Below are 12,906 nucleotides of genomic sequence, written 5' to 3'. Positions count from 1 at the left end.
CTGAGCCTCAAACCGTCTCGAGCAGGATGCGCGCGACGACCGCCAGTACCAGGACCGCCACCGCGATGCCCAGCCAGCGCCAGCGTGACCGAGGCCCACGGCCAGGCCGGGCATCGGAACCGTCGTCGCGGCGGCGGAACACGAACTCGGCCCGCCCGAAACGGACGTGGTCGCCGTCCTTCAGCGCAGCCTCGTGCACCTTCTCGTCGTTCACCCAGGTGCCGTTGGTGGACAAGAGATTGACCACCCGGCATTCGCCGCCGTCGTTGACCAGCCAGGCATGCTGCGAGGAGACGCTGCCCTCCTGCAGAACGATGTCATTGGTCGCCTGACGGCCCACCGAGCGCTTGCCCGGTTTCAAGGTCAGGCGCTGCTGGCCGAAGGGCTCGGAGATCCCCACCAGCACCGGGTGGCCGCCGGGGGGTGCCCCCTCGCTGGCAGTGTCCGCGGCACTTTCCTGCTCGGGCAAGGCCTGTCCCTGAAACAGCATCGTCCCCTGCGGACCGCTGCGGTCGGCATCCCTGCGTCGTCCCTGATCGCTCATACATCCCCCTGCTTCACGAGCCGTGATCCGGCCCTGTTATTCGGGCTTGCACCCGGCTGAGTATGCACGGGCGGCGCGCGCCAAAACAACGAATGCGTCACAGCATGAAATGGCCTGCTATGCTCCGGTCATCCACCCATCACGACAAGGAGTCTGGACATGGAACAGGACGCCACCAGCGGGACCGACCTCCGTGGACTGATCGAGCCGCTTGTAAGGGGCAAGTTCTGGATGCAGTTGATCGGGGTGATGCTGATCATCTCGGGCGTGCTGACGGCCCTGTCGATCGTCGGCATCATCATCGCCTGGATCCCGATCTGGGCCGGGGTGGTGCTGATGCAGGCCGCTGGCGCCTCCCAGCGTGCGTTTGAAAGCGCCGATCCGGAGGCGATCAAGTACGCACTGGGCCGCCTGCGCATCTACTTCACCATCTTTGGCGTGCTACTGCTGATCTACCTGATCCTGATGGTGCTGGGCATGATCTTCGGGATCGGCGCCGGCCTGATGGGCGGCTTCGGCCACATGCAGTAGACCGCACCCCGGCCGCGTCATGGCGGGCCCCCGGAAGGGGGCGTGGCAGACGAACGCGAACACACCCGACGGCCGCCGTTGGTGCCGCAAGCGGCCTACCGATAGCCAGGTCGGACGCAACGTCCGGTGAGGCCGGAGGCAGATTGCTTCGTCGCTGCGCTCCTCGCAATGACGAGGATGTCGCTCAGACCTCGCGGTAGATTTGTGCGCCCTTGTTGACGAACTCGACCGCCTTCTCCTGCATCCCCTTCTTCAGAGCCTCGTCCTCGGAAACACCCTGGGCCGCGGCGTAATCGCGCACGTCCTGGGTGATCTTCATGGAGCAGAAGTTGGGACCGCACATGGAGCAGAAGTGGGCGACCTTGTGCGCGTCCTTGGGCAGGGTCTCGTCGTGGAATTCGCGCGCGCGTTCCGGGTCCAGCGCCAGGTTGAACTGATCCTCCCAGCGGAACTCGAAGCGCGCCTTGGACAGCGCGTTGTCCTGCAGCTGGGCGCCGGGGAAGCCCTTGGCGAGATCCGCCGCGTGGGCCGCGATCTTGTAGGTGATGATGCCGTCGCGCACGTCCTGCTTGTTGGGCAGGCCCAGATGCTCCTTCGGCGTCACGTAGCAGAGCATCGCGGTGCCGTACCAGCCGATGTTGGCCGCGCCGATGCCGGAGGTGATGTGGTCGTAGGCCGGGGCGATATCGGTGACCAGCGGGCCGAGGGTATAGAACGGCGCCTCGAAGCAGTCTTCCAGCTCCTTGTCGACGTTCTCCTTCACCTTCTGCAGCGGGACGTGGCCGGGGCCCTCGATCATCACCTGCACGTCGTGCGCCCAGGCCTTCTGCGTCAGCTCGCCCAGGGTCTCCAGCTCGCCGAACTGCGCGGCGTCGTTGGCGTCGGCCAGGCAGCCAGGGCGCAGCCCGTCACCGAGGGAGAACGAGACGTCGAACGCCTTCATGATCTCGCAGATCTCGTCGAAACGGGTGTAGAGGAAGTTCTCCTCGTGATGCGCCAGGCACCACTTGGCCATGATCGATCCACCGCGCGAGACGATGCCGGTCACCCGATCGGCGGTCAGCGGCACGTACTGCAACCGCACGCCGGCATGGATGGTGAAGTAGTCCACACCCTGTTCGGCCTGCTCGATCAGGGTGTCGCGGAACAGTTCCCAGGTCAGGTCCTCGGGCTTGCCGTCGACCTTCTCCAGCGCCTGGTAAATCGGCACGGTACCGATCGGCACCGGCGAGTTGCGCAGGATCCACTCGCGGGTCTCGTGGATGTTCTTGCCGGTGGACAGGTCCATCAGGGTGTCGCCGCCCCAGCGCGCGGACCATACGAGCTTCTCGACCTCCTCCTCGATCGAGGAGGAGACCGCGGAGTTGCCGATGTTGGTGTTCACCTTCACCCGGAAGTTGCGGCCGATGATCATCGGCTCCAGCTCCGGGTGGTTGATGTTGGCCGGAATGATCGCGCGGCCGCGGGCGATTTCGTCACGCACGAACTCGGGCGTGATCGCCTCGGGGATGGACGCCCCGAAGGACTCGCCGGCGTGCTGGCGCAGCAGCTTCTTGTAGCGCGGGTCGGCGCGCAGCTCCTGCAGGCGGTTGTTCTCGCGGATGGCGACGAACTCCATCTCCGGTGTGATGGTCCCCTGGCGGGCGTAGTGCATCTGCGAGACGTTCGCCCCGGCATGCGCGCGGCGCGGCGGGCGGATGTGCTCGAAGCGCAGGCTGGCCAGTTCCGGGTCGGCGGCGCGGGCGCGGCCGTATTCGGAGCTCGGGCCATCCTGCCATTCGGTGTCGCCGCGCTCGTCAATCCAGCCGCCGCGCAGATCCGTCAGGCCCTGGCGCAGATCGATGGTCGCGTCCGGATCCGTGTACGGGCCCGAGGTGTCGTAGACCGGGATCGGCGGGTTCTCTTCCGGGGTGCCGGAGGTCAGCGTGGGGCTTTGTGCGACCTGGCGGAACGGCACGCGGATATCCGGGCGCGAACCCTGCACGAAGACCTTCTCGGAATTGGGAAACGGGCGCGTGACGTCGGCGGAGACCTGGGCGGTCTTGCGGGCGAAGGACTCGGGAATGGCGCTCATACGGTGACCTCTGCGATGCGGATGTGGCAGCAGAGGGAACAGAACGGGCCGGACAGACTGCGAACGGGGCGCGCGCGGACTGGATCGAGCACCGAGCTTCCCTCCGCCAGCGTTAACTGGTTCAGGTTCAAGGGGACTCTCTCAGCTCGCATCGATCGCGGGCACCCCCAGCTCTGACGGATGAGTGTACCGCACAGAGGGCGGCGGCGGGACCAACAAGACAGCGCGCGCTCCGGTGTTTTGCGTTAGATTATCGCTTTGTGACAACCTTCGCGCCGCCATGTCCCCCAAGAACTTCGTCTTCGAGCTGTTTGGCCGTTCCCCGGTACGCCCGCTACAGGCGCACATGGAAAAGGTGCGCGCCTGCATCGCCGAGCTCCCGCCGTTCATGGAGGCCATGGCCCGCGACGACTGGGAGACCGCGCGGGTACAGCAGAAGAAGATTTCGAAGCTGGAACGCGAGGCGGACCGCCTGAAGAAGGACCTGCGCCTGCACCTGCCCAAGGGCATGATGCTGGCCATGTCGCGCCGCGACGTGCTCGACACCCTGCTGATCCAGGACCGCATCGCCAACATGGCGAAAGACATCGCCGGGCTGATGCTGGGCCGGCAGATGCAGTTCCCCGACAACATGGGCGAGCCGCTGAAGCGCTTCCTCGATCGCAGCGTGGATGCGGTCGACCAGGCCGGCCGGGCAATCAACGAGCTGGACGAACTGGTGGAGGCGGGCTTCCGCGGCCACGAGGTCGAGGTCGTCAACGGCATCCTCACTGAGCTGGACCAGATCGAGCACGAGTCCGACGAGGCCCAGCGCGAGGTGCGCGAGATCCTGTTCGCGCAGGAGGCCGAACTACCCCCGGTCAACGTGATGTTCATGTATCGCGTGATCGACTCCATCGGCGAGCTGGCCGACCTGGCCCAGCGTGTAGGCAGCCGCCTGCAGCTGATGCTCGCCAAGTAACCACCGGCACCCAGGCACAGGCACCGAGGACGGCATGGAATACAGCACCCTGTTGCTCGGCCTTGCAGTGATCTTCGGCCTGTTCATGGCCTGGGGCATCGGCGCCAACGACGTTGCCAATGCCATGGGCACCTCGGTGGGCTCACGCGCGCTGACGATTCGCCAGGCGGTGTTTGTAGCCGCGATCTTCGTGTTCTCCGGGGCCTGGCTGGCCGGCGGCGAGGTCACCCAGACCATTCGAAGCGGGATGGTCGACTCCAGCCTGATGGCCGACAACCCCGAATTGCTCGTTTACGGGATGCTGGCGGCCCTGGCAGCCGCCGGGACCTGGCTGATGGTCGCCTCCTATTTTGGCTGGCCGGTCTCCACGACCCACTCCATCATTGGCGCCATCGTCGGCTTTGCCGTGGTCGGCCTCGGCTTCGAGGTGGTTCGCTGGGAACGTGTCGGCACCATCGCGATGTCCTGGGTGGTCTCGCCGCTCGTCGGCGGGATGATCGCCTTTGCCCTGTTCCGCAGTGTGCAGATCCTGATCCTCGATACCGTCGATCCGCTGAAGAACGCCAAGCGCTGGGCGCCGCTCTATATCTTCCTCACGGCCTTTGTCACGGCACTGGTAACGATGTTCAAGGGCCTGACCCACGTCGGCCTGGACCTCACGCCCGTGCAGGCCTATGGCTTCGCGATCCTGATCAGCGCCATCGTGGTCGTGCTCGGGATGATGGCAATCCGGCGCCTGCGCTTTGACGATCCCACCGGCGTGGGCGAGGAAGGCTCCCATTTCGCCAATGTCGAGAAGGTGTTCGGCATCCAGATGGTGGTGACCGGGTGCGCGATGGCCTTTGCCCTGGGCTCCAACGACGTCGCCAATGCCGTCGGCCCGCTGGCTGCAGTCGTGGACGTGATCCAGACCGGCGATGTGAGCACCGAGACTGTCGTGCCCATGTGGGTGCTGCTGCTGGGTGGGGTCGGCATCGTGTTCGGCCTGTTCACCTACGGCCACAAGGTGATCGCGACCGTGGGCACCGGGATCACCCAGCTCACCCCCAGCCGCGGCTATGCCGCCACCGCCGCGGCGGCGGCCACCGTGGTCCTGGCCTCCGGCACCGGCCTGCCGATCTCCACTACCCATACCCTAGTGGGCGCGATCCTCGGCGTGGGCCTGGCGCGCGGGATTGCCGCGATCAATCTGGGGCTGGTGCGGATGATCTTCCTGTCCTGGATCGTGACCCTGCCGGCCGGCGCGATCCTCGCGGTGGTCTACTTCTACATCCTGCGCGGCATCCTCGGATAAGTTGGCCCCGGTCTCCGGACGTTCCAGTCCGGGGTCCGGCCTGCACGCCCTCTCAGGACGAACAGCTTAGCTGGATCCCGCTCGCCCACTCCGGCGGCAGGTCCGCATAGGCCTCGTATTCCGGCTGTTCAGCGAACGGACGCGCCAGGATCTGCTGCAGACGCAGCACCTCGGATGCATCCCCTGCCTCGGCTTGCTCGATCGCGGCCTGGGCCAGATGGTTGCGCAGGATGTACTTGGGATTGACGGCATTCATCGCCGCGCGCCGCTCTTCAGGGGGCAGCCCCTCCCTCGCCAGCCGCGCCTGATAGCGCGACCACCAAGCCTGCCATGCGGCCCCATCCTCCAGTTCCGATTCCAGTTGCGCCCGGATCTCCGCCTGCTCGAGATCCGGCAGCTGGCGGAAGAAGCGGGTGTAATCCACACCCTCGGCTGCCATGCGCGCGAGCAGATCCTGGATCAATGCCTCGTCGTCCTCCTGTTCCACCTGCAGCCCGAGCTTCGCGCGCATACGCGCCAACCAGGCCTGCCGGTACTGCGGCTGGAAGCCCTGCAGCAGCGCCTTGGCGCGCTCGATCGCCGCCTCGCGAGTGGCGTCGGCGAAATGGATCACCAGGGTCTCGGCCAGGCGGATCAGGTTCCACTGCGCGATCTGCGGCTGCTGGTCGAAGGCATAGCGCCCGCCCTGGTCGGTGTGGTTGCAGATGTAGCCGGGGTCGAAGGCATCCATGAACGCGAACGGGCCGTAGTCGATGGTCAGGCCGGCCAGGCTCATGTTGTCGGTGTTCATCACGCCGTGACAGAAGCCGATGGCCTGCCAGTCGGCGACCATCTCCGCGGTGCGGGCGATCACCGCCTCCAGCATCGCGGCGACGGGATCATCGGCACCCTGGAGTTCCGGGTAGTCATGCGCCAGGGCGTAGTCGATCAGCTCCTGCAGGCGGGCGCTGTAGCCGTTGTAGTGGAAGTATTCGAAATGGCCGAAGCGCAGGAAGCTGGGCGCGGCGCGCAGCACGATGGCCGCCGGCTCGACGCGCTCGCGGTACACCGGCAGGCTGGAGCCAAACAACGCCACCGCGCGGGTAGTCGGCACGCCCAACGCGGCCATCGCCTCCGAGACCAGGTACTCGCGCACCGAGGAACGCATGACCGCACGACCGTCCGCGCCGCGCGAGAAGCGCGTCGGGCCGGCACCCTTGACCTGCAACTCCCAGGTCTCGCCCGTTGGCGTGCGAACCTCGCCCAGGAGCTTCGCGCGACCATCGCCCAGTTGCGGCACGAAGACGCCGAACTGGTGTCCCGCGTACACCGAGGCCCGCGGCTCGGCCCCCGCCAGCTCGCTACCGTGAGTGCAGGCCCCGAGCCACGGGTCGCGGCCCAGGGCCGCAGCCTCCAGGCCCAGACGCTCGCACATGGCCGGGCTGCTCGCCAGGCAGGTCGCATCCGGAAACGGGGCGGGCGCCGGGCTCTCGTGAAAGGCCTCCGGCAGCCGGGCAAAGTGGTTGATCCACTCCAGCTGGCTCTCGGATGCGGTGGCGTTGACGGGCTCGGGGACCGACATGGGGCATTCTCGGCAGGTTGCGGTGTCAGGGGTTATCATGCGCGTCGCATCGACCCGGGTTCAGGAACCCACGGCGGTCGCGCGTTCATTTTCCGGCCGGATGCCCCACGGCAAACGGCACCCTGCATTCCGGAGGCAAACCCCGTGTCCGAACAAGACAACCCCAAGCCGCAGAACCTGAAGACCAACGAACGCCTGGTCTGGCTCGGCTTCATGCTGTTTTTCGTGGTCGTGCTGGCGATCTACATCGCCCGCGGCAACGGGCTCGAACAGGATCTTTCGGAGGCCAACCGCGATCTGCTGCAGGCGCAGATGCAGCTGCAGCAATACACCCGCCACGAGATCCCGCGTCCGGTGGAACTGGGCCTGACCAATGCCCATCTCCAGGACCTGCAGCGTCGCGGCATGGTGCGCCCGAACGAGCGTCTCGCCGATGACCTGATGCAGCAGACCGGCCTGATCCCGCACGAGGCGCCGGAAGGCGACGCATACGCGTTCCGCCGCGACGGCATCCACGTCCTGAACCACCAGTGGGTCCTGGCGAACTTCGAGGGCGACTCGGCGCACGGCCAGCTACTGCTGGCCTACGAGGTCGTCCACGGCAACGTCCACTGGGAAGTGCTGGAGTCCACGCTGGACCGGATCTGAAGGCGGGCCAGGCGGCACACAGACGCGCCCCGCCCCCGGGAACCGGAGTGCGGGGTGAACTAACTCAGCGGTCGGCGCGGGCCAGCGCGGCCAGGTGCTCGCGGGCGGCCGCAGCCTGGCGGCGCACCTGTTCCGGGGCGGTCCCCCCCGTGAGGTTACGCGCGGCGGCCGAGCCCTCGGGCGTCAGCACCGTGAACACGTCCTCGCCCACCGCCGGGCTGATCGCCTGCAGGTCCGCCAGCGGCAGCTCCGCCAGGTCCACCCCGCGCTCCTGCGCAATACGCACCGCGCGCCCGACGACCTCGTGGGCATCGCGAAAGGCCACACCGCGCCCGACCAGGTAGTCGGCCAGATCGGTCGCCGTGGCGAAGCCCTTGCGGGTTGCCGCCAGGGTGTTCTCCCGCCGCACCTCAAGGTTCGGCACCATGTCGCCGAACGCACGCAGCGAGCCCAGCAGGGTGTCGACGGTGTCGAACAGCGGTTCCTTGTCTTCCTGATTATCCTTGTTGTACGCCAGCGGCTGGCTCTTCATCAGGGTCAGCAGCGACATCAGGTGGCCGTAGACCCGGCCGGTCTTGCCCCGCACCAGTTCGGGTACGTCCGGGTTCTTCTTTTGCGGCATGATCGAGGAGCCGGTGCAGTAGCGATCCGGCAGCTCGATGAAGGCGAACTGGGCGCTGGTCCACAGCACCAGCTCCTCGGCCTGACGCGACAGGTGCATCATCAGGGTCGCGGCGGCTGCGGTGAATTCGATGGCGAAATCACGATCGGAGACCGCGTCCAGGGAGTTGCGGGTGACACTGTCGAAACCCAGCAGTTCGGCGGTGTATTCACGATCCAGCGGATACGGCGTACCAGCCAGCGCGGCTGCGCCCAGCGGCAGGATGTTCACCCGGCGCCGCGTATCACGCAGACGCTCGGCATCGCGCTCCAGCATCTCGTACCAGGCCAGCATGTGATGGCCGAAGGTGACCGGCTGGGCGGTCTGCAGGTGGGTAAAGCCGGGCATCACGGTATCCGCCTCACGCTCGGCCAGGGCCACCAGGCCATCCTGATAGCCGCGGATCAGGCGCAGGACATCGTCGATGGCCGCGCGCAGCCACAGGCGGATGTCGGTCGCGATCTGGTCGTTGCGCGAACGCCCGGTGTGCAGCTTCTTGCCGACGTCGCCGATGCGCTCGATCAGCCGCGCCTCGATGTTCATGTGGACGTCCTCGCGCCCGACCTGCCAGTCGAACTCGCCGGCGGCAATCTCATCGCGGATCGCGTCCAGCCCCGCGAGGATCTCCCCGGCCTCGGCCTCTGTCAGCACCCCGACCTTGGCCAGCATGCGCGCATGCGCCTGCGAGCCCTGGATGTCCTCGCGGTACAGACGCCGGTCGAAATCCACCGACGCGGTGAAGCGCTCGACGAAGGCATCGGTCGGCTCGGAAAAGCGCCCGCCCCACAGCTTGGCCTCACCGGAGGCGGCAGGCGTGGCGGCTGGCTTGTCGTGCGGGGAATCCTGCGTCATGGTGCATCCTGAAGCGGGTGGGGAAAGACACGGAAGTATACGGGCACAGCCGGGGAGTGAACATGGCGCGGTCCTGCGCCCGTTTGTGCACGGCAACAGGGGAGAGTGTTACGCATGGCCCAGGGGGAAACCACCAGGGACACCACCGGGGAGCTCTCGCCGCTGCCCGATTTCTGCAGTGCGGAGACGTTGCTGCGTGTGCTCATGGTGGCCGTGCTGCTGGCACTGGCCGTAGCCCTGTTGCGCGGCGGCGGCCAGGACTGGCTGTCGGCCCTGGCGCTGCACGCGCTGTTCATCTTCTGGGTGGCGCTGACCAGCCTGTTGATCCTGTGCGGGCTCAAGAGATCGCTGCACCGACTGCCGCTGACCGCGCAGATCGTGCTGCCGCCCCTGGTTCCCATCGCCAACACCGCCATCGTCTATCGCCTCGCGGAGGAACTGGTGCTGGCCGACCCGGCGCTGCGCTGGCCGGTGATCGGCGTCGCCACCATCCTCAGCCTGATGGCCATGCACTACCTGTACCTGCAGGCGGCCTGGCAACGCGAAACCCGGGCCGTGGCAGCGGCCCGGGAACAGGCCATGCGCGCCCGCCTGCGCCCGCATTTTCTCTACAACAGCATGAACACCATCGCCGGGCTGTGTCGCAGTGATCCTGCGCGTGCGGAACAGGTCACCCTGGATCTGGCGGATCTGTTCCGTGCGACCTTCGCCACCGGGGATCGCCACTCGCTGCGCGAGGAGCTGGACCTGGTCCGCGCGTTCCTCGAGATCGAACAGACCCGTTTCGGCGAACGCCTGGTACTCGACTGGGACTGCCCCGACCATCCGGGCCTGGATCTCGATGTGCCCACGCTGATCCTGCAACCGCTGGCGGAGAACGCGATCCAGCACGGGATCGCACCCGCACGCGGCGCAGGGCGCATATGGGTGCGCTGCCGCATGGATTCCGGACGGGTCACGGTGACCATCGGCAACACCGTGGATCCACACGCACGCGGCGAGGGGACCGGCACCGCCACCGATGCGGTACGCCTGCGGCTGCAGCACGCCTTCGGCGGGCAGGTACACTTCGAGGCCGAGGCCGAGGTCGAGCGGTTCGAGGTCCGGATCCGTTTGCCGCTCGCGAACCGGGGGGAAACCACATGAACACCGCTCGACTGGAGTTATTGATTGCCGACGACGAGCCGATTGCCCGTCAACGGCTGACCGCGCTCGCGCAGGAGTTGGGGCATCGGGTGGTGGCGCAAGCTGCGCATGCCGGCGAGGTCGAGATGCAATTGCAGGACCACGCGCCGGATGCCCTGCTGCTGGATATCGACATGCCCGGGGAAACCGGGCTGGAACTCGCGCGGCGTCTGCATGCAGAAGATCCCGCGCTGACGGTGATCCTGGTCACCGCCCACGACCGCTTTCCGCTGGAGGCGTTCGAGGCCGGGGTGCGCGACTACGTGCTGAAGCCGGTGCGCCGCGAACGGCTGGAACAGGCGTTGCAGCGTGCGGTGCAGCAAAAACAGGACCGGCCCGAGACCTTCCCGAACGAGGTCCACATCACCGTCGGCCGGCGCGAGGAACGCGTACCGCTGGAACAGGTGGACATCTTCATCGCGGAGGGCGGTTACGTCATGGCGCGTTCGGCACGCCTGGCCGGCTTCGTCGACGCCCGCCTGCGCGAACTGGAGGGCCGGTACGGCCCCGCCCTGTTGCGGGTGCACCGCGGCTGCCTGGCGGTGAAGGCCTCGATCAAGGGCGTCGAAAGCCTCGGCCAGACCGACCACCGCCTGCTGTTCCACGATGACCTGGACCCCATCCCCATCAGCCGCCGCCAGCTGCCACGAGTGCGCGATTACCTGCGCAACGGGACCTGAGAGGGCCGCACACCCCTGCGGGATTCGGGGCGCGAAGCATTCGCCGTTATACTAGTCCGTTTGAACGCCCGGCCGCTCGCGCCGTGGCTCGCCCGGACAATCCATGAAGCCTGTACGCATCGCCACCCGAAAGAGCCCGCTTGCCATGTGGCAGGCCGAACACGTCGCCGCCCGTCTGCGCGCCCGTGATCCGGAACGCCCGGTTGAACTGGTGGGCATGACCACCCAGGGCGACCGTGTCCTGGACTCCCCGCTGGCGCGGATCGGCGGCAAGGGCCTGTTCGTGAAGGAGCTGGAGATCGCGCTGCTGGAGGACCGCGCCGACATCGCGGTGCACTCGGTGAAGGACGTGCCGATGGAGCTGCCCGAGCAGCTCGAACTGCCGGTGATCCTCGACCGCGAGGACCCGCTGGATGCGTTCGTGTCCAACCAGTACGCACATGTCGACGAGCTGCCGCAGGGGGCCCGGGTTGGCTCCTCTAGCCTGCGCCGGCAGTGCCAGCTGCGCGCGCGGCGACCGGACCTGGAGGTCCGTGACCTGCGCGGCAACGTGAATACCCGCCTGGGCAAGCTGGATGCCGGCGAATACGACGCTATCCTGCTCGCTGCAGCCGGGCTCAAGCGCCTCGGGTTCCATGAGCGGATTCGCAGCTGCCTGGAGCCAGACGTCAGCCTGCCGGCGGTTGGTCAGGGTGCCATCGCCATCGAGTGTCGCGCCGGCGATACCGCCATCGGCGCGCTGATCGCACCATTGAACGATGCGGATACCGCCGACCGCGTGCGCGCCGAGCGGGCCTTCAACCGTCGCCTGGAAGGCGGCTGTCAGGTCCCACTGGCTGCCCATGCGACGCTGGTCGGGGATCAGCTGCACCTGGACGGCCTGGTCGGCGCGGTGGATGGCAGTCGCCTGTTGCGCCGCCAGGTCGAGGGGCCGCGCAGCGACGCCCAGGCCCTCGGGATCCGCCTGGCGGACATGCTGCTGGAACTCGGGGCAGGCGAACTGCTCGCGGCCGCACATCGCGAACACGGCCAGGACACGAAGGGGTAGACGCATGACCGCATCCGCAGACGACAACACGGTGGTCGACGAGGCCTGCGGCCCGCTGGCCGGCCTTGGCATCCTGGTCACCCGCCCGGCCGCCCAGGCGGAGCCGTTCTGTACCGCCTTGACGGCCGAGGGCGCGAGCGTGATCCGCTTTCCCGTGCTGGAGATCCTGGCCCCCAGTGATCCCACCAACCTGCGCGAGGTGCTGGACCGGCTGGCGGACTTCGATATCGCCGTGTTCATCAGCCCGAACGCCGTCCAGCGCGTGCTCAATCTGGCCCTGGCGGAACATTCATGGCCCGCCACCACAAAGATCGCGGCGATCGGCAACCGCACGGCGCAGGAATTGAAGGGCTTCGGGCGCCCGGCGGACATCCTGCCGCCGCGACGCTTCGACAGCGAGGCCCTGCTGGCGCAGGAGGCGATGCAGGAGGTGGCCGGCAAGCGCGTGGTGATCTTCCGCGGCGATGGCGGCCGCGAATTGCTGGGCGACACCCTGAAGGCCCGCGGCGCCGAGGTGACCTTTGCCGAAGCCTACCGCCGCGGGCGCCCCGAGGGCGATACCGGCGAGCTGATGTACGCCTTCTCGCGCGGGCAGATCGGCGTGATCACCATCACCAGTGGCGAGGGGCTGCGCAACCTGTACGAGATGGTCGGCAAGCTGGGGCGCATGTGGCTGCGCAAGACCCCGCTGGTGGTCGGCAGCGAACGCATCGCGGAGATCGCGCAGGAGCTGGGCTTCAAGGCCGCCGTCGAGACCGCCGAGGACCCGACCGACGCGGCCATGCTGGCGGCAGTCCATCAACTCGCGGAACGCCTGCGCGCCGATGGGGCTTAGGTTTTTTCTGGCACGAAGAAGGGCGGTTACAC

Annotated in this window: 12 protein-coding genes and 1 riboswitch; of the genes, 8 read left to right on the top strand and 4 right to left on the bottom strand. The window is 67.3% G+C overall.

The window, feature by feature from the left end; translation table 11 throughout:
- Window positions 1-7: 7 nt before the first annotated feature.
- Window positions 8-490, bottom strand: a complete 483-nt coding sequence (locus D579_RS0101575; RefSeq protein ID WP_018937493.1) for an FHA domain-containing protein — start codon at window positions 488-490, stop codon at window positions 8-10.
- A gap of 213 nt (window positions 491-703) precedes the next feature.
- Here D579_RS0101575 and D579_RS0101570 point away from each other — a divergent pair, with 213 nt between their 5' ends.
- Window positions 704-1,075, top strand: coding sequence for a DUF5362 family protein (locus D579_RS0101570; protein WP_018950885.1), 372 nt, complete (start codon window positions 704-706; stop codon window positions 1,073-1,075).
- A 184-nt stretch (window positions 1,076-1,259) separates the two neighbouring features.
- Here D579_RS0101570 and thiC read toward each other — a convergent pair whose 3' ends face one another.
- Window positions 1,260-3,149: a phosphomethylpyrimidine synthase ThiC gene (gene thiC, locus D579_RS0101565; RefSeq protein ID WP_018937495.1), complete on the bottom strand. Its 1,890-nt coding sequence runs from the start codon at window positions 3,147-3,149 to the stop codon at window positions 1,260-1,262.
- 81 nt (window positions 3,150-3,230) lie between these two features.
- Window positions 3,231-3,328: riboswitch (TPP riboswitch) on the bottom strand.
- Between the two features lie 101 nt (window positions 3,329-3,429).
- Here thiC and D579_RS0101560 point away from each other — a divergent pair.
- Both D579_RS0101560 and D579_RS0101555 read left to right on the top strand, forming a co-directional pair.
- Window positions 3,430-4,110: a TIGR00153 family protein gene (locus D579_RS0101560; protein ID WP_018144982.1), complete on the top strand. Its 681-nt coding sequence runs from the start codon at window positions 3,430-3,432 to the stop codon at window positions 4,108-4,110.
- Window positions 4,111-4,144: 34 nt separating this feature from the next.
- Window positions 4,145-5,404, top strand: a complete 1,260-nt coding sequence (locus tag D579_RS0101555) for an inorganic phosphate transporter (RefSeq protein WP_018168816.1) — start codon at window positions 4,145-4,147, stop codon at window positions 5,402-5,404.
- Window positions 5,405-5,456: 52 nt separating this feature from the next.
- On the opposite strand, the gene D579_RS0101550 is transcribed toward D579_RS0101555, so the two are convergent.
- The gene (locus D579_RS0101550) at window positions 5,457-6,965 is read right to left on the bottom strand and encodes a YdiU family protein (protein WP_018950884.1); all 1,509 of its coding nucleotides are present in this window, start codon (window positions 6,963-6,965) and stop codon (window positions 5,457-5,459) included.
- 144 nt (window positions 6,966-7,109) lie between these two features.
- Between D579_RS0101550 and D579_RS0101545 the strand changes: the two genes are divergently transcribed.
- A complete protein-coding gene (locus tag D579_RS0101545; protein WP_018649594.1) occupies window positions 7,110-7,613 on the top strand; it encodes a hypothetical protein in 504 nt (167 codons plus the stop codon).
- 64 nt (window positions 7,614-7,677) lie between these two features.
- Here D579_RS0101545 and argH read toward each other — a convergent pair whose 3' ends face one another.
- Entirely contained in the window at window positions 7,678-9,126 is a 1,449-nt protein-coding gene (gene argH, locus D579_RS0101540; protein WP_018937497.1) for an argininosuccinate lyase, read from the bottom strand.
- Between the two features lie 114 nt (window positions 9,127-9,240).
- On the opposite strand from argH, the gene D579_RS0101535 reads away from it, so the two are divergent.
- The 4 genes from D579_RS0101535 (at window position 9,241) to D579_RS0101520 (ending at window position 12,874) form a co-directional block, all read left to right on the top strand.
- Window positions 9,241-10,272: a sensor histidine kinase gene (locus tag D579_RS0101535; protein ID WP_018950883.1), complete on the top strand. Its 1,032-nt coding sequence runs from the start codon at window positions 9,241-9,243 to the stop codon at window positions 10,270-10,272.
- A complete protein-coding gene (locus tag D579_RS0101530) occupies window positions 10,269-10,991 on the top strand; it encodes a LytTR family DNA-binding domain-containing protein (protein WP_018937499.1) in 723 nt (240 codons plus the stop codon). Before D579_RS0101535 ends, D579_RS0101530 begins: the two co-directional genes overlap by 4 nt.
- A gap of 103 nt (window positions 10,992-11,094) precedes the next feature.
- Window positions 11,095-12,039, top strand: a complete 945-nt coding sequence (hemC, locus tag D579_RS0101525; RefSeq protein WP_081621416.1) for a hydroxymethylbilane synthase — start codon at window positions 11,095-11,097, stop codon at window positions 12,037-12,039.
- A 4-nt stretch (window positions 12,040-12,043) separates the two neighbouring features.
- A complete protein-coding gene (locus D579_RS0101520) occupies window positions 12,044-12,874 on the top strand; it encodes a uroporphyrinogen-III synthase (protein WP_018950881.1) in 831 nt (276 codons plus the stop codon).
- The last annotated feature ends 32 nt before the right edge of the window (window positions 12,875-12,906 follow it).

The organism is Thioalkalivibrio sp. AKL12 (assembly GCF_000377925.1).
In the GTDB taxonomy this organism is placed as follows: Bacteria; Pseudomonadota; Gammaproteobacteria; order Ectothiorhodospirales; family Ectothiorhodospiraceae; genus Thioalkalivibrio; species Thioalkalivibrio versutus.
This window is presented reverse-complemented; position numbering and strand designations above follow the sequence as displayed.

Coding starts and splice junctions, on each gene's coding strand:
- D579_RS0101575 (WP_018937493.1), bottom strand. CDS start 490: ATGCTGTTTCAGGGACAGGCCTTGCCCGAGCAGGAAAGTGCCGCGGAC.
- D579_RS0101570 (WP_018950885.1), top strand. CDS start 704: ATGGAACAGGACGCCACCAGCGGGACCGACCTCCGTGGACTGATCGAG.
- thiC (WP_018937495.1), bottom strand. CDS start 3,149: ATGAGCGCCATTCCCGAGTCCTTCGCCCGCAAGACCGCCCAGGTCTCC.
- D579_RS0101560 (WP_018144982.1), top strand. CDS start 3,430: ATGTCCCCCAAGAACTTCGTCTTCGAGCTGTTTGGCCGTTCCCCGGTA.
- D579_RS0101555 (WP_018168816.1), top strand. CDS start 4,145: ATGGAATACAGCACCCTGTTGCTCGGCCTTGCAGTGATCTTCGGCCTG.
- D579_RS0101550 (WP_018950884.1), bottom strand. CDS start 6,965: ATGTCGGTCCCCGAGCCCGTCAACGCCACCGCATCCGAGAGCCAGCTG.
- argH (WP_018937497.1), bottom strand. CDS start 9,126: ATGACGCAGGATTCCCCGCACGACAAGCCAGCCGCCACGCCTGCCGCC.
- D579_RS0101535 (WP_018950883.1), top strand. CDS start 9,241: ATGGCCCAGGGGGAAACCACCAGGGACACCACCGGGGAGCTCTCGCCG.
- D579_RS0101530 (WP_018937499.1), top strand. CDS start 10,269: ATGAACACCGCTCGACTGGAGTTATTGATTGCCGACGACGAGCCGATT.
- hemC (WP_081621416.1), top strand. CDS start 11,095: ATGAAGCCTGTACGCATCGCCACCCGAAAGAGCCCGCTTGCCATGTGG.
- D579_RS0101520 (WP_018950881.1), top strand. CDS start 12,044: ATGACCGCATCCGCAGACGACAACACGGTGGTCGACGAGGCCTGCGGC.